Genomic DNA, 16,960 nt, shown 5'->3' on the forward strand with positions numbered 1-16,960 from the left:
TTTGATCCCGGCTTTTTTATTGTCTGAATTTGCGTGAATGCTAACCTTTTCCTCGTTTCTTCCAGTTAAATTTTTGTCATCTTGGCAAAAGACGTTGTAGCGGAAGTGTTTTCAGCCGTAATCTTAGTTTAAGTTTGGCTGAAAGCTGCAAGAAAAGTTCAATTTTCAGCGCGTGGTGTTTTTTCTACGCTAGAACTACTGATTGTATTTATGGAGGAATGCTGTGCGTACCAGACTATATAGCTCACTGACAGGTTTGGCGCTTGCCATTGCAAGCCTGACATCCTCCGCAGCAATTGCTGAAACCAGTGAGCCTGGATGGCGGTATGCGACCTCGCTCATAGGTGAGCCGAAAATGCCCGAGGGATTTGAGCAGTTCCCTTATGTAAATGCTGATGCTCCTAAGGGGGGCAGAGTTCGTATGGCTTGGACAGGGACTTTCGATAGTTTGAACCTTGTTCCTAATAAAGGTGTGACACCAGTTGGCCTTGGTCTGATCTATGACACGCTGACAACTCCCTCTGATGATGAAATCTCGACGGAATATGGCTTGATCGCCGACGCGCTAAAGTATCCTGAGGATTTCTCCTGGGTTATTTTTCGCTTACGGTCAGAGGCTCGCTGGCAGGATGGCAAACAGATTACCGCTGAGGATGTTGCGTGGTCCTTCGATAAACTGCGAGAACTGAACCCAATTTATAAGAATTATTATGAACATGTTACTGGCTATGAGATTTTAAGCCCAACAGAAATCAAGTTCAGTTTTGATGAGCCTGGAAATCGAGAAGCACCACAAATTATGGGACAGCTCGCTGTTCTGCCAAAGCATTGGTGGACAGCAAAAAACAATGACGGTGAGCTGCGAGACGTCTCAAGAGGCACACTAGAAGTACCGTTAGGTTCTGGCGCTTATAGAATTAGCGATGTCGTACCTGGACGGTCTATTTCATATGAACGTGTGAAAGATTACTGGGCCAAAAACCTGAACGTAAATGTTGGAAAAAACAACTTTGATCTGGTTACTTTCGAATTTTATCGAGATGAAACTGTAAAACTGGAAGCGTTTAAAGCTGATCGGGTTGATTGGCGCACAGAAGCTACTGCCAAGAATTGGGCAACAGCCTACGACATTCCGGCGGTTAACCGAGGGGATATTGTAAAAGAGAAGTTTCCGCAAACCTTCCGTGGGATTGGTTTGATGGCGGGCTTTATCCTCAATACTCGGAAAGAGAAGTTTCAAGATCGACGTGTGCGTCGGGCACTGAACTATGCCTTAAATTTCGAAGAAATGAACCGCACGATCTTTTTTGATCAATACAGCCGGATCACAAGCTTCTTCAATGGAACAAATCTTGCCTCGTCGGGCCTACCAGAAGGTCGTGAATTGGAGATCTTGAAATCTCTGAAGTCGCCCGTGCCTCAAGAGATCTTTACTGAACCCTATGTGAACCCGATTTCAGAAGATTCTCGGCAGGAGCGCTCAAATCTGAGAACGGCGATTGGTCTACTGAGAGAAGCCGGATATGTACAAAAGCAAGGCAAGCTCGTCCATAAAGAAACTGGAAAACCATTTACTATCGAATATCTGATGAATGGTGGCCGCTTTGAGCGTGTTGCTCTTCGCTATAAGGCCTCGCTGAAGAAGCTTGGCATTGACCTGCAGCTGCGCGTCGTCGACAGCTCACAATATGTCAACCGCGTTCGTAGCCGTGATTTCGGTATGATTTACAGCAGTTGGGTGCAAACTCTTTCTCCGGGTAATGAACAACGAGGTTATTGGGGATCTGAGTCTGCTGATGATCCGATCTCACGCAACTATGCAGGAATTAAGGAACCCGCAATTGATGAGTTGATTGAGATCATTGTCAATGCAAAAGACCGCGATGAGCTGACAGCAGCAACTAAGGCACTGGACCGTATTCTGATGTGGGAGCAATACGTTGTTCCAGGGTGGACATCGCCATTTAGCCGAGTTGCCCGTTGGGATCGCTTCTCTCATCCAGATCAACTTCCTGAGTACGCCGTCGGCTTCCCGACCATCTGGTGGTGGGATGAAGAAAAAGCCAAGAAGATAGAGGAGGCCGATTGATGACGCTTAGCCAAATCAGTAGACGTAGCTTCCTGCACTTCAGCGCGGCCACTGCGGCAGCCTTTCTGGTGCCCGGTGGAGCCCTGCCGGTTCAGGCGGGAACCTTAAGCCACGGCCTCTCTGTCTTTGGTGATCTGAAGTACCCAAAGGATTTCACGGCGTTTGACTACGTCAATCCCGAAGCTCCGGTTGGTGGCAAAATCGCCATGACTGCGCCGAGCTGGGGCTACAATCAGAACCCGCAGACCTTCAACACGTTCAACACCTTCATCCTCAAAGGAGATGCCCCACCGCGTATGGAGCTCTGTTTTGATAGCCTGATGGTGCGTGCCTATGATGAGCCGGATGCCGTATATGGTCTGGTGGCCGAGAGCGCTCTGGTCTCTGAAGACGGCAACTTCGTCACCTTCAAAATTAGGCCAGAAGCCCGGTTCCATGACGGATCAATGCTTAATGCAGAAGATGTTGCCTTCAGTCTGAACCTTCTGAAGGAAAAAGGGCACCCGATTATCAGTCAGTCCATCAAGGAAATGGTCTCTGCGACCGCACCGGATGAATACACTGTCACGGTCGCTTTTTCAGGCAATCACAGCAGGCAACTTCCCTTATTGATAGCAACTCTCCCTATCCTCTCAAAAGCGTACTACACCCGCTACAACTTCGAGGCGTCAACGCTGACACCGCCGTTGTCCTCGGGACCATATATGGTCGGACGCTATGAGATTGGCCGGTACATTGAGTACAAAAAAGTAGAGAATTACTGGGCAAAAGACCTGCCAGTCAACAATGGCCACCACAATTTCGAGATCATTCGCCTCGACTTCTTCCGTGATCGACAAGCAACATTTGAAGCCTTCAAGAAAGGCCGCTTAACGTTCCACGAGGAGTTCTCCTCCAAAACCTGGGCGACGGAATACAACTTCCCTGCATTGACAGAGGGACGTGTTGCCAAGAAGGAATTTGCCATCCGCCTCCCATCAGGAGCGCAAGGCTGGTTCCTCAACACGCGCAAAGAAAAGTTCTCCAATCCCAAGGTCCGTGAAGCGCTCGGCTATGCCTTCGATTTTGAGTGGTCAAATTCCGCGCTGTTTTATGATCTGTACACCAGAACCCAGTCGTTCTTCGAAAACTCGGAGATGAAGGCTGTTGGTCTGCCAAGCGATGCCGAACTGGCCCTGCTTGAGCCTTACAAGAAAGACCTGCCAGATGGGGTCTTTGGCGAAGCGATCACGCAACCGGTTTCCAATGGTTCAGGTCAGGATCGCAAACTCCTCAGAGAAGCCTCGCTTCTGCTCAAAGAGGCAGGCTACTACAGACGCGGCGAGCAATTGATCGGGCCTGACGGAAAGCAGCTGCAAATGGAATTCCTTTCCAACTCGCCTGCTTTCGAACGAATTGTACTGCCATATGTCAAGAATCTCAGACTGTTAGGCATTGAAGCAAGCTTCCGCGTCGTTGATCCGGCACAGTTCCAGAAGCGTGTAGATGATTTCGATTATGACATTGTCGGGCACCGTTTTTCTCTGACACCAACACTTGGGCCGAGCATCCGTAACTTCTGGACATCGGCCTCTGCTGAAACCTTCGGATCTTACAATCTCTCGGGCATCAAGGTGCCTGCTGTCGACGATTTGGTGGATAAGGCGCTGAATGCCTCCTCGCGTGAGGAAATGATAACCGCTGCTAGAGCATTGGATAGAGTTCTGCGCGCAGGCTATTACTGGGTGCCGCAGTGGTTCAAAGCCTTCCACACAGTAGCTGTCTGGGACATGTTCGGCATTCCGAATGATATGCCGGCATATGCCTTCCCCGTAGAAGCGACGTGGTGGGTGGATTCAGAAAAAGCCGCTCGCATCGGCAAGGAAAATTAGGGACAAAAGAAGCCCATGGGCGCCTATATTCTGCGTAGATTGCTTTTGATGATCCCGACCCTTATCGGCATCATGGCAATCAACTTTGTCATTATTCAGTTCGCACCAGGCGGACCGATTGAGCAAGTTATCGCTCAATTGCAAGGGGATAGTGTATCCGCAACCAGCCGCATTTCGGGTGGTGGAAGTGATTTTGGAAGTTCTGCTGCAGCCAATCAGGGCGGCGGAGACAGTGCAGGATCGAAATATCGAGGAGCACAGGGCCTTGATCCGGAGTTCATCAAGGAACTCGAGGTTCAGTTTGGCTTCGATAAGCCTCCTCTGGAGCGTTTCGGACGCTTGATCTTGGATTACGCGACCTTCAATTTTGGTGAAAGCTATTTCCGTGACATTGCTGTTGTTGATCTGATTGTCGAAAAGCTACCGGTATCCATTTCGCTGGGCCTATGGATGACGCTCATCTCCTATGGCATCTCGATTCCCCTCGGTATTCGCAAAGCAGTAAAAGACGGCACCTCGTTCGATGTCTGGACGTCCAGCATCATCATTGTTGGCTATGCAATCCCGGGCTTCCTGTTCGCAATCATGCTGATTGTTCTCTTTGCCGGTGGCTCCTTCTGGGACTTCTTCCCGCTCCGAGGCCTCACCTCAGAGGGCTGGAGCGATATGTCATGGCCACAACGTATCCTCGACTACTTCTGGCATCTGGTTCTGCCGCTGACTGCAATGGCACTCTCCGCTTTTGCAACAACAACGCTTTTGACGAAGAACTCTTTCCTCGATGAAATCCGAAAGCAGTACGTTCAGACTGCTCGCGCCAAAGGCCTGACAGAGCGTCAGGTGCTTTACGGTCACGTCTTCCGCAATGCAATGCTCATCGTGGTTGCTGGCTTCCCGGGTGCGTTCATCTCGGCGTTCTTTGCAGGCTCGCTCCTCATTGAGACGATCTTCTCGCTTGATGGCCTTGGCCTGTTAGGCTTCGAGTCAGCGCTCAACCGCGACTATGCAGTTATGTTCGCCACGCTTTATATCTTCTCGTTGATGGGTTTGATTGTGAATCTGGTTTCAGACCTCACCTACACCTGGATTGATCCCCGGATCGATTTCGAAAGCCGGGAGGTGTAACGAGCAATGGACACACAACTCGAAAAACGCCTTCAGGATCAGGGCTACGAAACAATCAATCCGCTGCCAGAGCAGACGCAACCGCCTGAAAAGCGGCAAAAACTGTCACCGCTCAACCAGCGTCGCCTGCAAAACTTCAAAGCCAACAAGCGTGGATACTGGTCCCTTTGGATTTTCCTCGTCCTGTTTGTGCTCGCACTGGGCGCAGAATTCATCACCAACGACCGCCCAATCCTGGTTTCCTATAAGGGCGAGCTGCTCATGCCGGTCTTTACGGACTACCCGGAGGAAAAGTTCGGCGGTTTCCTTGCAACAACGGATTATCGTGATCCATTCATTCAGGAAGAGATCGACGCCAACGGCTGGATTCTCTGGCCTCCGATCCGCTATTCCTACCAGACGGTCAACAACGAAATCCCGGTCCCAGCACCAGCTCCTCCAAGCTGGATGATGGATAAGGAGCTGCGCTGTGAGCGTTATGCTGAGGGTGTAAACGACCCAAACTGTACAATTGGCAACTGGAACTGGCTCGGCACTGATGATCAGGGCCGTGATGTCCTCGCTCGCCTTGTCTACGGTTTCCGTATCTCCGTGCTCTTCGGCCTAGCGCTAACACTGGCATCCTCCGTCATCGGCATTGGGGCCGGCGCCGTGCAAGGCTTCTACGGTGGTTGGGTTGACCTCGGTTTACAGCGCTTCATTGAAATCTGGACGGCAATGCCGACGCTCTACCTCATCTTGATTATTTCGTCGGTACTGACGCCAGGATTCTGGATCCTGTTCTCAATCCTGCTCGCCTTCTCATGGGTGGCCTTGGTTGGTGTCGTCCGGGCGGAGTTCCTGAGAGGCAGGAACTTCGAGTACATCTCCGCTGCGCGAGCTTTAGGCGTTTCCAATGGTACGATCATGCGCCGCCATCTGCTGCCAAACGCGATGGTCGCAACGCTTACATTCATGCCGTTCATCCTGAATGGGTCTATCTCCACGCTGACAGCGCTGGACTTCCTCGGCTTCGGCTTGCCTCCGGGCTCCGCCTCGCTGGGTGAGCTGCTCAAGCAGGGCAAGAACAACCTTCAAGCGCCATGGCTTGGCATGACAGGCTTCTTCGTCCTGTCGATTATGCTCAGCCTGCTGATCTTCATCGGTGAAGCAGTTCGCGACGCCTTTGATCCACGTAAAACGATGAACTGAAGAAGGGAGGATCGCATATGACTGATAATCAAACGCTCCTCTCTGTTGAGGACCTTTCCATCGCCTTCCAGCAAGGCGAAAAGGAAAATCTCGCCGTTGACCAGATCTCTTTCGACATCAAGGAAGGCGAGACCGTTGCACTTGTGGGCGAAAGTGGCTCAGGCAAATCTGTTTCAGCACTGTCCGTGCTCAAGCTTTTGCCTTATCCGTCTGCGAGCCATCCAACTGGCAAGATCGTCTATCAGGGCGAAGACCTGATAGCTGCGACCGAAGGTGAAATGCGCCGTGTGCGTGGCAACAAGATCTCTATGATCTTTCAGGAGCCTATGAGTTCACTGAACCCGCTACACACCATCGAACAGCAGATCGCGGAGATTCTGAAGATCCACCGTGGCCTCGGTGAGACGAATGCACGAAAGCGGGTACTAGAACTTTTGGATCAGGTCGGTATTCCAAATCCGGAAGAACGCCTGAAGTCCTATCCGCACCAGCTCTCCGGTGGTCAGCGTCAACGTGTCATGATCGCCATGGCATTGGCAAACGAGCCGGACTTGTTGATTGCGGATGAACCGACAACAGCACTCGATGTCACGGTTCAGGCGCAAATCCTGCAGCTGCTGAAAGACCTGCAGAAGAGCACAGGCATGGCCATGCTCTTCATCACGCACGACCTCGGCATTGTTCGCCGGATCTCTGATCGTGTTTGTGTGATGACACAAGGCAAAATTGTCGAACACGGCGATACCGAAGATATTTTCGAAAGCCCTCAACACGAATACACCCAGCATCTGCTGGCAGCAGAACCTAAAGGGCATCCACCTGCCGGCGATACCAGTCAGCCAATTGTCATGGAAGCCAAAGACCTCAAGGTCTGGTTCCCCGTCAAACGCGGCTTTCTGCGTAAAACAGTCAGCCACATCAAAGCAGTTGATGGCATTGATGTGACCGTTCGCGCTGGGCAGACACTGGGCATTGTGGGCGAAAGTGGGTCAGGCAAGACCACGCTGGGCCTCGCGATCCTGCGTATGATCTCCTCAAACGGTCAGATCAGCTTCAATGGCTCTGATATTCAGGAACACTCCTGGAAACAGATGCGTCCGCTGCGCCGGGATATGCAAATCGTGTTTCAGGATCCATTCGGCTCCCTGTCGCCGCGTATGTCAGTCTCGGAGATTGTTGGCGAAGGCCTCAAGATCCACATGCCCAACCTCACGGCCAAAGAACGGGAAGCCAAGGTTGCAGGTGCGCTGGAAGAAGTGGGGCTGGATGCTGCTACAAGGTTCCGTTATCCGCATGAATTCTCAGGCGGGCAGCGTCAGCGTATCTCGATTGCGCGGGCAATGGTGCTTGAGCCAAAGTTTGTAATGCTGGACGAGCCAACGTCAGCGTTGGATATGAGCGTTCAGGCACAGGTCGTCGACTTGCTTCGCGATCTGCAAAAGGCTCATGGCTTGGCGTATCTGTTCATCTCGCACGACCTCAAGGTCGTCCGCGCACTTGCCAATGATGTGGTCGTTATGCAGCATGGCAAGGTGATGGAAGCGGGGACGTCAGACGAGGTCTTTGACAATCCGCAGACCGAGTACACCAAAGCCCTGATGGCTGCTGCATTCCGTCTGGAAGCAATTGAGGGCGTCATTAGCTCTTGATGCGCTGCTGCCTCAGCTCAATGAGCAATAAAAACTTACCCATGGCCGAATGTTCGGCCATGGTCACAGCAAGTCTACGGTGGAAGTAAGGAACTAGGTTCCGACAACAACATCCTTGCCGACTTTTAGCGTAACCTTACCACTCGCTTCCATCAGCTGGATTGGCGTCCGCTTTGCAGCTTCCTTCAGTGCTTTTGTGAAGCCGCCATCCCCTTTTAAAGATTCAGCCTTGAAGTTCTTAATTTTGGAGTCGTTGTTCACTTCATCCAAAAATTTGCCTTCCGCACGTTTCTTCTTCTGGTTCAGCTCTTTCATGAAAGCATCCTCGGTCTTTTCGTCAACCTTGGCTTTCTTCAGGTTTGCTTTGATTTTGCTGGTTTCTTTGTAAACCTGATCGATATCATCAAACTTCATAAGCACGGCCATCAGGATCTCCCTTTTGTTGTTTCTTTTGGATCAACGGCCAGTATCACGCTAGGGACACTACTTGTGCATTCTTACCATAGGGTAACAAAAGGAAGTGGAGGTTGAAGCATTTAAAGCAAAGCGCTTGTGCATCGTGCGGAGAACTTACATCCAGCGCCGGACGCGTGCTTTGTAGGCAAGGTACTCTTGACCAAAGTTCTCTTCTAAAAGGTTTTCTTCCGGTTTGATCTGGAACAGGGTGATATAGACAGCAAAACCCAGAGCAACTGGAATAGCGAACAAGTTCCCCTGAAAGACGGCCCATCCCAACAGAATGAACTGCAAGCCCAGATACATCGGATTGCGTGTTTTGGAGTAAATTCCGTCAGAAACAATCGCGCTCGCATTTTCAGGATGTGTAGGGCTTGTTGTTGTCCGCGCTCTGCGGAACTCAGAGAGCCCGGTCACTCCAAAATAACCACCAGCTCCGATGCCAATCACAAGAAATGCTGTCTCTGCACCATGCAGATTGATATCTCCGGGAAGCAGTGTTGCAACCATCCAGATGATAACCGCAAAGCTAAAGAAGACAGCCACAGGCGGGAACCTGAGTTTTAAATTTTCCATTGTGTTCCAGTAGTTTGTTGTTCCAGAAATGCAGGAAGCCTATCAGTTCTCAGAAAGTGCCAGCTTAACACCAAGCGCGCCAAACGTAGCTGCAAAACCTCGTTTGAGCCAAGCCATAACTTTTGGGCGGTTGATCACATAATCGCGGGCCAGCGACGCCATTGCGCCGTACCCAATGAAAACAACAAATGTAAGTGCCATAAAAACAAAGGCATGGAAGAGCAGAGCAGATGTTGTATTTTCACTGCCAGGAGAAACGAACTGAGGGAGGAAAGCGAGGAAAAACAGCGACAGCTTTGGGTTCAGCACATTAAGCAGAATACCGTCGAGTGCGGCGCGATAAAGAGTTCTCTCGCGGCTTTCACCACTCACTTCCAGCGCGCCACCACCGCGCAAAATGCTCCATGACATGTAAAGCAGATAAGCAACCCCAAGATACTTCAGGATCTGAAAAGCAAGGGCGCTGCTATGAAAGATCGCTGCCACCCCAACAATACTTGCCAAAGCCGCAGGAACAATCCCGAGCGTACAACCAAACGCAGCAGCAACACTTGGCTTAAGCCCTTTCCCAAGCCCGATAGCAATCGTGTAAAGCACACCTGTGCCGGGCAACAGAACAACAATGAAGCAGGTCAGAAGATACTCAAGTGTCATGGAAGAGCTCACAAATTGATAGCACGGCAACAGAAGCACCAGTCTATCTGATTGCCCTGGCGTGTCCAATGAACTTGAAGAAAATGACCTGAAAGTAGGTAGGAGTGGAAAGGCGAAGGACGCCTTCCCAAATCACACAGCTTAGTTAGTCTTGCTCGTGGTCTTTGCCAGCAATCGCTGCTGCAAAGTCTTTTGCTGAGAATGGCTCAAGGTCTTCTACGCCTTCACCCACGCCAATGAAGTGCACTGGCAGGCCGTATTTACGGGCAATCGCCACCAGAATACCGCCGCGGGCTGTACCGTCCAGCTTGGTCATTACAAGACCAGTTACACCAGCAACCTTGCCGAAAATCTCTACCTGAGAAAGAGCATTCTGGCCTGTGGTCGCATCAAGGGTTAGCAAAGTGGTATGCGGTGCATCAGGAACACGCTTGCGGATCACGCGAATGATCTTCTCAAGCTCATCCATCAGCTCAGCTTTGTTCTGCAAACGGCCAGCGGTATCAATCAGCAGCACATCAGTATCGTTGCTGAGAGCGGCATCAACGGCATCGTATGCAAGGCCAGCAGCATCTGCGCCAGTATCGCGCGCCACAACTTCAGCACCAGTGCGCTCACCCCAAATTTTCAGCTGTTCAACAGCTGCAGCGCGGAATGTGTCGCCCGCTGCGAGCATCACTTTCTTACCCTGCTCATGCAGCAGAGATGATAGCTTACCGATTGTGGTGGTTTTGCCTGTACCGTTTACGCCAACCATCAAGACGATGTGTGGTTTATGACCGCTTTCAAGGTCCAGCGGTTTAGCAACAGGTTCTAAGACGCTTTCAATTTCTTCAGCAAGGATACTGCGGACTTCCTCGCCTGAAATTTCCTTATCATAGCGACCATCAGATACACGGTCGGTAATCGCAATCGCTGTATCAATGCCAAGGTCTGCTTGAATCAGAATATCTTCCAGCTCTTCAAGAGTATCTGCATCCAGCTTGCGCTTGGTGAAGATCGAGCTGATGCCCTCGGATAGGGCATTAGAAGAACGGGAGAGGCCAGCTTTAAGACGCTGGAACCAGCTCGTCTTTACTGGAACATCTTCTCCAGTTTCCGCAATTCCCGGAGTTTCTCCAGCTTCTTCAGCCTCTCGGCTCTCTTCGACCGCTCCAGTTTCCTCGTCTCCTCCGGATCCTCCGCTTTCCCGAACACTTTCAGAGCTTCCTGCTTCTTCAGGTCCTTCCGCTGTTCCTGATGCTTCAGTGATCTCATCTGTGAGAACGGGTTGTCCATCGGCAGTATCCTCAGCAACGGGCGCAGCATCATCGCTGACCTTTGGGGAAAGTATATCTTGCTCAGGCTCAACGTCTGCTGAATTTTCTTCATGCAGATCGTCATTGTCCAGGTAGGCGGTCTCTTCTAGGGCTTTGGTTTCTGCCTCATCCAAATCATGAGGCTTATCAGAAACTTTCTCTTCAGTCGCAGGCTCCAACTCAGGTGTGAGCTCTGGATTTTCCAGATCAAGAGTTTCATCTGCGATTGCTTCAGCCGTTTCTTCAAGGCCTTTAACAGGGTCAAGCGGAACGGATTGAACGCCTTCTAAAGACTCACGCAGCTCTGCACTGTCAGGAGCTTTTTCCTCCTGAAGGCTCTGTGTTTCTTCTGAGGAACCGCCAAACAGGCGACTGAAAAAACCGCGCTTCTTTTCGCTCATGCTGGAAAGATACCTTTGAAATGTAAAAGCTTAAGCTGCTTTGCCAAGTGGCACTGCAATTAGATGTCTTTCGGTATGCCCTGTAATGCGTGCGGAGACAAGGCTTCCGGCAACATCCGCATCCAGTTCAACCTGAGTAAATTGCTCAGTGCGACCAAGTCCCTCACGCTCAATCAGGATCTCGCGCTTCTTGCCCACTTCGGCACGAAGGTGAGCCAGCAAAGCTTCCTGACCTTTTTCACGAAGGCGTGCAGCGCGCTCTTTAATGATCTTGCGATCGAGCTGCGGCATACGGGCCGCTGGAGTACCTGGACGTGGAGAAAACGGGAACACATGCAGATGTGTCAGCCCACACTCATCAACGATGCGCAGGGTGTTCTCAAACATCTCATCGGTCTCAGTCGGGAAACCGGCAATAATGTCAGCGCCAAAGACAACATCCGGACGCATCTTACGCACGTCTTCGCAGAACTGGATCGTGTCTTCGCGGGAATGACGGCGCTTCATGCGCTTGAGGATCATATTGTCGCCAGCCTGCAAGGAAAGGTGCAGATGCGACATCAGGCGATGATCATGCGCGATTACGTCCATCAGCTCATCATCAGCTTCAATGCTGTCGATGGAGGACAGACGCAGGCGCTTGAGATCAGGCACCATCTTCAAAATCTTGGAACAAAGCGTGCCAAGTTTAGGCGTTCCCGGCAAATCTGCACCGTAGGACGTAATATCAACGCCAGTCAGAACAATCTCGCCATATCCGTTGTCGACAAGGCGTTTGATCTGGTCAATGACAACACCCATCGGCACAGAGCGGGAGTTACCACGGCCATAAGGGATGATGCAGAAGGTGCAGCGATGGTCACAGCCGTTCTGAACCTGAACAAACGCACGAGAGCGTCCTTCCAGCCCATCAATCAGGTGACCTGCGGTCTCGCGCACGCTCATAATGTCGTTAACGCGCACCTTCTCGGTTTCTTCAATGCCAAACTGAGCGACACGGCCATAAGAGGCGCGTTCCAGCTTTTCAGAGTTACCAAGAACCAGATCCACTTCGCCCATCTCGGCAAAGGTTTCAGATTCTGTCTGTGCTGCACAGCCAGTCACGATAATACGTGCATCTGGATTTTCGCGGCGGGTTTTGCGAATGGTCTGTCGTGCTTGACGGACAGCTTCGTTGGTCACGGCACATGTGTTGATCAGCACGGCATCCTTAAGGCCCGCGGCCTCTGCTTCGCGCTTCATCACTTCCGACTCATAAGCGTTCAGTCGGCAGCCAAATGTCACAACATCAATGCTCACTGCGTAGGCTCCATTGCCGCGTCCCCCGAAGCGGTCTTTGTGTAGGTGAGGGTGTCGAGATTGAGCTCGCCCTCGAATTCAATTGCGGTTTCACCGGTCATCATGATGTGGTCGTTGTCCTCACGCCACTCAATACCCAGCGGTCCTCCCGGCAGATGGACGGTGCACTTTCGTGCGGTCCGGCCTGTCCGTGCTGCTGCAACACCTGTTGCGCAGGCTGCAGTGCCACAGGCTCGCGTCAAGCCAACACCACGTTCCCAGACCTTCAGGCGAATTTCGTTTTTGCCGATGATCTGAGCAAGAGAGATATTCGCCTTTTCAGGGAACATCGGATGACACTCAAGCAAAGGTCCAAATCGCTCAAGGTCGTGGGCTTCAATATCATCCACCCAGAAAATCGCATGCGGATTACCAACATTCACAACGCTTGGCGAGTGCAGAACCGGAGCATCAATCGGCCCGATCTGTAGCTCAATGGCGCGCGTATCAGCAAACTCTTCTGCCAGTGGAATCTGATCCCACTCAAGGCGAGGCCTGCCCATATCAACGCTCACCAGCGTCTCTGTGTCAGAAGCATGTGCAATCAGCAAACCAGCGTTGGTCTGAATAGGAACGCTTGGAGTGCTTGCTTCACCCATTAGCAGACGGCCAATGCAGCGTGTTGCGTTACCGCAAGCATCGACTTCGCTGCCATCGCGATTGTGGATGCGCATAAAGGCATAAGCATCAGAACTTGCAGGCTCGACCGTAATCATCTGGTCAAAACCAATACCCTTTTCGCGGTCTCCGATAGCTGCAATTTGCGCCGGAGTTAAGACAACCTTCTTTGCGCGGCCATCAAACACCACGAAATCATTGCCTAAACCGTTCATTTTCAAAAAGGGAACCAGCGTATCCGCCATGAGCTTGCTTCCATTCATGCGTAATCCGTCAAGAAGGCACTATATGGATTAAATTACTTTAGATTACTAGGGAAAATGCAGGGAAAAACCTTGTCTGAGACGATTGTGAGGCCAGCTTTAAAGCCTCTCTAATCGAATTCTCTGGTTTTGCACTAATCCGCACAGACTTCCAGCATGTCACCGGGCGCCATTTCCTTCAGGATTTCGCGCATCACTTCCGGATAAACCGCAACGCATCCCTCTGTCGGTAAAAAGCCTTCTCGTGCCACGTGAAAGAAGATTGCGCTGCCTTCGCCTTTGACCGCCGGATACATATTGCAATCCAGCACGACAACAATGTCGTAAAGCCGGTCATCTCGCCACATCTTCTCATGGCTGGGCTCAAACGGCAGATCGACGGGGCGGTTATAAAGAGCAACCTGAGGAGAATCACACCACCCGTCGCTTTGAGACAGGGGTGAAACTGGCAAATATGTGACTGGACAAGAGCTGCGATCCGAGCGGTAATACACATTCAGCAGTTCAAAACGCCCAATCGGAGTTGCGCCGTCACCTTCGCGCTTTGTGTGCGTCAAACCAGATCGTCCAAGTGCACACGCAAATGTTACTGCGCCTAGCGTCAACGTTCCTGAGTGAGGCTCATCACCTGTATGCCGCACAAATAGGGTCTTCTGGGTCTTCTTAAGTAGCTTTGCGGGGGGAGTGGGTACTGCGAGAGGAAGCATCTATGAACCTGTTGTCCTGCGGAAAACACCGGGAGAAACACTCCCAAATAAAGCGGGGGTCACTTACGCGTGAAGTAGATTTTACGAAAAACTTTGAGATTTACCACGTTTTTGCTCGCCTTTTTTTCGGCAACCCTTCATGTATTTATGTGAGATAAGTTTTAGGGCTAGCACCAAAGATTGGTGATTGGGTGAGAATATGACTGCACGTAAAATTCTGCTTGTAGATGACGATAACGATCTGCGCGAAGCGCTCGTTGAGCAGCTGTCGCTTTATGATGAATTTGAAACCACTCAAGCTGACAGTGCTGCGACTGGCATCAAAAAAGCAAAAGAAGATCACTTCGACCTGGTTCTGATGGACGTTGGTCTGCCGGACATTGATGGCCGTGAAGCTGTGAAGTTGCTGCGTAAAGCAGGCTTTGGCGCTCCAGTCATCATGCTCACCGGTCATGATACAGACAGTGACACAATCCTTGGTTTGGAAGCTGGTGCAAACGACTACGTCACCAAGCCATTCAAGTTCGCTGTTCTGCTTGCTCGCATTCGTGCGCATCTGCGTCAGCATGAACAGAGCGAAGATGCTGTGTTCACCATTGGCCGTTATTCCTTCCAGCCTGCTGCAAAGTCCATGCAGGACGATAATGGTGGGAAGGTTCGTCTGACCGAAAAAGAAACTTCTATCCTGAAGTTCCTCTACCGTGCAGGTGAAAAGCCAGTGACACGCGACGTGCTGCTGCATGAGGTTTGGGGCTACAACTCCGGCGTCACCACACACACGCTGGAAACTCATATTTACCGTCTGCGTCAGAAAATTGAGCGTGATCCGTCCAATGCGGAGCTGCTCGTGACAGAAGCTGGTGGATATAAGCTTGTGCCTTGAGGCATAAGCAGCTAATCCAAGAACTATGAGTCTAGCCCGCGACATCGAAATCTTAAGACGCGTTCCTCTCCTCTCGCAATTTTCAGAGGACCAGTTGCGCCTGCTCGCATTCAGTGCGGAAACCATGCAGGTGTCTAAAGGTGGAACGATTTTTAATGAGGGTGAGCGGGCAGACGGTGGCATTGTGCTGACAATCGGCAAGGTGCAGCTGGAAACCGGTATGGGGCGCGACGCGCGTCCCAGAGGCACCTACGGCCCCGGTACTCTGTTCGGCGAAAACGCGCTGATGGCTGAGGGCAAACGTCCGGCCCGCGCTGTCGCACTTGAAAATTGCGAATTGATCCGCGTCCTCCGCTCACTCTTCTCCCGCATGCTGCAGGAATTCCCAGAAACGGCACAAAAGCTTTATGTCGATAAAGCTAACCAGTTTACGACAGCTGCTGCCGCTTTGGCGCGCGTTGGTCGCAAGTTGGACGAAGTGGACGCTCTCAATGAGCGCCATAAACAAGAAGTTGCTGCTAAGCGCAGTTAAGCCAGCAGCCCTTTAAAGCGGCTTCTGCACACGGCTCTCTTTAAAATCATAGATAATCGAGCTTTCGATCTTGGTGATGTAGGCCCGCTTTGTGAACTTCTCAAAGGCAAGGCTTTTCAGGTGATCGATATCGCGAACACGCAGATGGGCGACGATATCGTATGCTCCACTGATGAGCGTGACGGATTTTACTTCCGGTAGCCCAACAACCTCCTGCATGAATTCCTCCACCAGAAGTGCTTCGTGTCTGTCCAGCTGAATGAAGAACATTGCCTCAAAGCCCACTCCATAGGCTTTCGGGTCCACAACCGCATGGCTACTCTGTAAAATACCACTGTCTTTCAAGCGCTTAATACGCTCATGGCAAGCAGATGGGCTCAGGTTAACCTCTGCAGCTACCTGTTTATTGGGAAGCAGTGCATTATTCTGCAAAATTTCCAATATGACGAAGTCTGTTCGGTCGAGATGGTGAGAAGAAGTCATTTTTCGGAATCAATTCGATATTCGGAGGATATGCGCCGCAGTATATTCGGAGAAAATTTGGAATAAAACCTCTCATAAGAAAATACTCTCAATGGCAGCGAATACCCTTCTCTTTTTGATCACCATCCTAAGTCTGATTATCGTGCCCGGCCCGGATATGCTGTATGTCACCAGCAGGGCACTTGCGAGCGGAAAAGCCGCTGCCCTCAAAGCATCTCTCGGAATTTCAGCAGGCTATCTCGTGTTTACCGTTTTGGTTGCTGCGGGCTTTCAGTCTCTCTTTCTGGCGGAACCAAGGCTGTTTCAGGCAATCCGCTGGGTAGGTCTGGCCTACCTTATGTACCTGGCCTATCGCCTCTTCTTCGCAAGCGGCATGTGGACTTCAGAAGATGAGCAACAAGCACCAGCAGATACCAATGATCTGAAGTTCGGCTTCCTCACCAGTTTGCTGAACCCAAAGGGAATGCTCTTCTATTTCTCCCTGCTGCCGCAGTTCTATGTGCCGGAGGTTATGCCTTTCTGGCTCTACGCGTTGGTTTTCGGCATGGTGGCAAGCCTGCTCTGCCTGATTGTTTACTACGGCGTTGGCAGCCTCGTTTCCGGCCCTGCCCGCGTGTGGCTGGCAAACAGCAACAACGGCAAACGCGTCTCCATGCTCGCCAGCCTTTGCGTGTTTGCTGTCGGCATCTCTATGGTCGTTGCCGATATAGCGTAAACACATCTGCACGATCTTTTGAAAAGCGCATTGTAAATCAAGCCGTCCGCTTGTGATATGACTGCATGTCGCCTTCATGCAGTCATAGTTTGCCGCTTTGACTGAGCCAAC

The 16,960-nt window shown here is 51.3% G+C and carries 16 protein-coding genes; 8 read left to right on the forward strand and 8 right to left on the reverse strand.

Translation table 11 applies throughout. The annotated features are described in order from the left end of the window. Positions 1-223 precede the first annotated feature (223 nt). Genes PsAD13_RS02680 through PsAD13_RS02700 form a run of 5 tightly spaced genes read left to right on the forward strand, consistent with a single transcriptional unit; the run spans position 224 to position 7,925 of the window. Positions 224-2,089: an extracellular solute-binding protein gene (locus PsAD13_RS02680; RefSeq protein ID WP_063317205.1), complete on the forward strand. Its 1,866-nt coding sequence runs from the start codon at positions 224-226 to the stop codon at positions 2,087-2,089. Next, positions 2,089-3,960 carry an ABC transporter substrate-binding protein gene (locus PsAD13_RS02685; protein ID WP_063317206.1) on the forward strand — a complete coding sequence of 624 codons (1,872 nt, stop codon included), beginning with the start codon at positions 2,089-2,091 and terminating at the stop codon, positions 3,958-3,960. Before PsAD13_RS02680 ends, PsAD13_RS02685 begins: the two co-directional genes overlap by 1 nt. 15 nt (positions 3,961-3,975) lie before the next feature. Then, entirely contained in the window at positions 3,976-5,085 is a 1,110-nt protein-coding gene (locus PsAD13_RS02690) for a microcin C ABC transporter permease YejB (RefSeq protein WP_063286361.1), read from the forward strand. 6 nt (positions 5,086-5,091) lie between these two features. After that, a complete protein-coding gene (locus PsAD13_RS02695; RefSeq protein ID WP_063294293.1) occupies positions 5,092-6,276 on the forward strand; it encodes an ABC transporter permease in 1,185 nt (394 codons plus the stop codon). Positions 6,277-6,293: 17 nt separating this feature from the next. Further along, positions 6,294-7,925, forward strand: coding sequence for an ABC transporter ATP-binding protein (locus PsAD13_RS02700; protein WP_063317207.1), 1,632 nt, complete (start codon positions 6,294-6,296; stop codon positions 7,923-7,925). A 93-nt stretch (positions 7,926-8,018) separates the two neighbouring features. Here the strand turns inward: PsAD13_RS02700 and PsAD13_RS02705 are convergent, their stop codons facing one another. The 7 genes from PsAD13_RS02705 to PsAD13_RS02735 all read right to left on the reverse strand — a co-directional run bounded on the left by PsAD13_RS02705 (position 8,019) and on the right by PsAD13_RS02735 (position 14,170). Next, positions 8,019-8,351: a hypothetical protein gene (locus tag PsAD13_RS02705; protein ID WP_063317208.1), complete on the reverse strand. Its 333-nt coding sequence runs from the start codon at positions 8,349-8,351 to the stop codon at positions 8,019-8,021. Between the two features lie 144 nt (positions 8,352-8,495). Then, positions 8,496-8,957: an isoprenylcysteine carboxylmethyltransferase family protein gene (locus PsAD13_RS02710; RefSeq protein ID WP_063317209.1), complete on the reverse strand. Its 462-nt coding sequence runs from the start codon at positions 8,955-8,957 to the stop codon at positions 8,496-8,498. A gap of 42 nt (positions 8,958-8,999) precedes the next feature. Next, positions 9,000-9,611, reverse strand: a complete 612-nt coding sequence (locus PsAD13_RS02715; RefSeq protein WP_063317376.1) for a LysE family translocator — start codon at positions 9,609-9,611, stop codon at positions 9,000-9,002. A gap of 145 nt (positions 9,612-9,756) precedes the next feature. Beyond that, positions 9,757-11,310 (reverse strand): signal recognition particle-docking protein FtsY, encoded by a 1,554-nt coding sequence (ftsY, locus tag PsAD13_RS02720; protein WP_057463048.1) that lies wholly within the window; start codon positions 11,308-11,310, stop codon positions 9,757-9,759. A gap of 30 nt (positions 11,311-11,340) precedes the next feature. After that, positions 11,341-12,609: a tRNA (N(6)-L-threonylcarbamoyladenosine(37)-C(2))-methylthiotransferase MtaB gene (gene mtaB / locus PsAD13_RS02725; protein WP_063317210.1), complete on the reverse strand. Its 1,269-nt coding sequence runs from the start codon at positions 12,607-12,609 to the stop codon at positions 11,341-11,343. Further along, positions 12,606-13,511 carry a diaminopimelate epimerase gene (gene dapF / locus PsAD13_RS02730; protein ID WP_063317211.1) on the reverse strand — a complete coding sequence of 302 codons (906 nt, stop codon included), beginning with the start codon at positions 13,509-13,511 and terminating at the stop codon, positions 12,606-12,608. Before dapF ends, mtaB begins: the two co-directional genes overlap by 4 nt. Positions 13,512-13,663: 152 nt before the next feature. Beyond that, entirely contained in the window at positions 13,664-14,170 is a 507-nt protein-coding gene (locus PsAD13_RS02735) for a L,D-transpeptidase family protein (protein ID WP_244275091.1), read from the reverse strand. Between the two features lie 265 nt (positions 14,171-14,435). Here PsAD13_RS02735 and PsAD13_RS02740 point away from each other — a divergent pair, with 265 nt between their 5' ends. Both PsAD13_RS02740 and PsAD13_RS02745 read left to right on the forward strand, forming a co-directional pair. Beyond that, entirely contained in the window at positions 14,436-15,119 is a 684-nt protein-coding gene (locus PsAD13_RS02740; protein ID WP_063286368.1) for a response regulator transcription factor, read from the forward strand. 94 nt (positions 15,120-15,213) lie between these two features. After that, positions 15,214-15,651, forward strand: a complete 438-nt coding sequence (locus PsAD13_RS02745) for a cyclic nucleotide-binding domain-containing protein (protein WP_208986385.1) — start codon at positions 15,214-15,216, stop codon at positions 15,649-15,651. A 12-nt stretch (positions 15,652-15,663) separates the two neighbouring features. On the opposite strand, the gene PsAD13_RS27205 is transcribed toward PsAD13_RS02745, so the two are convergent. Continuing rightward, positions 15,664-16,134: an Lrp/AsnC family transcriptional regulator gene (locus PsAD13_RS27205; protein WP_082596803.1), complete on the reverse strand. Its 471-nt coding sequence runs from the start codon at positions 16,132-16,134 to the stop codon at positions 15,664-15,666. A gap of 91 nt (positions 16,135-16,225) precedes the next feature. On the opposite strand from PsAD13_RS27205, the gene PsAD13_RS02755 reads away from it, so the two are divergent. Next, the gene (locus PsAD13_RS02755) at positions 16,226-16,849 is read left to right on the forward strand and encodes a LysE family translocator (protein WP_063317214.1); all 624 of its coding nucleotides are present in this window, start codon (positions 16,226-16,228) and stop codon (positions 16,847-16,849) included. The last annotated feature ends 111 nt before the right edge of the window (positions 16,850-16,960 follow it).

Source organism: Pseudovibrio sp. Ad13 (assembly GCF_001623225.1).
Taxonomy (GTDB): domain Bacteria; phylum Pseudomonadota; class Alphaproteobacteria; order Rhizobiales; family Stappiaceae; genus Pseudovibrio.

Excerpts from the sequence above, each read along its gene's own strand:
- PsAD13_RS02685 (WP_063317206.1), top strand. The coding sequence starts at position 2,089 with ATGACGCTTAGCCAAATCAGTAGACGTAGCTTCCTGCACTTCAGCGCG.
- PsAD13_RS02690 (WP_063286361.1), top strand. The coding sequence starts at position 3,976 with ATGGGCGCCTATATTCTGCGTAGATTGCTTTTGATGATCCCGACCCTT.
- PsAD13_RS02695 (WP_063294293.1), top strand. The coding sequence starts at position 5,092 with ATGGACACACAACTCGAAAAACGCCTTCAGGATCAGGGCTACGAAACA.
- PsAD13_RS02700 (WP_063317207.1), top strand. The coding sequence starts at position 6,294 with ATGACTGATAATCAAACGCTCCTCTCTGTTGAGGACCTTTCCATCGCC.
- PsAD13_RS02705 (WP_063317208.1), bottom strand. The coding sequence starts at position 8,351 with ATGGCCGTGCTTATGAAGTTTGATGATATCGATCAGGTTTACAAAGAA.
- PsAD13_RS02710 (WP_063317209.1), bottom strand. The coding sequence starts at position 8,957 with ATGGAAAATTTAAAACTCAGGTTCCCGCCTGTGGCTGTCTTCTTTAGC.
- PsAD13_RS02715 (WP_063317376.1), bottom strand. The coding sequence starts at position 9,611 with ATGACACTTGAGTATCTTCTGACCTGCTTCATTGTTGTTCTGTTGCCC.
- ftsY (WP_057463048.1), bottom strand. The coding sequence starts at position 11,310 with ATGAGCGAAAAGAAGCGCGGTTTTTTCAGTCGCCTGTTTGGCGGTTCC.
- dapF (WP_063317211.1), bottom strand. The coding sequence starts at position 13,511 with ATGGCGGATACGCTGGTTCCCTTTTTGAAAATGAACGGTTTAGGCAAT.
- PsAD13_RS02740 (WP_063286368.1), top strand. The coding sequence starts at position 14,436 with ATGACTGCACGTAAAATTCTGCTTGTAGATGACGATAACGATCTGCGC.
- PsAD13_RS27205 (WP_082596803.1), bottom strand. The coding sequence starts at position 16,134 with ATGACTTCTTCTCACCATCTCGACCGAACAGACTTCGTCATATTGGAA.
- PsAD13_RS02755 (WP_063317214.1), top strand. The coding sequence starts at position 16,226 with ATGGCAGCGAATACCCTTCTCTTTTTGATCACCATCCTAAGTCTGATT.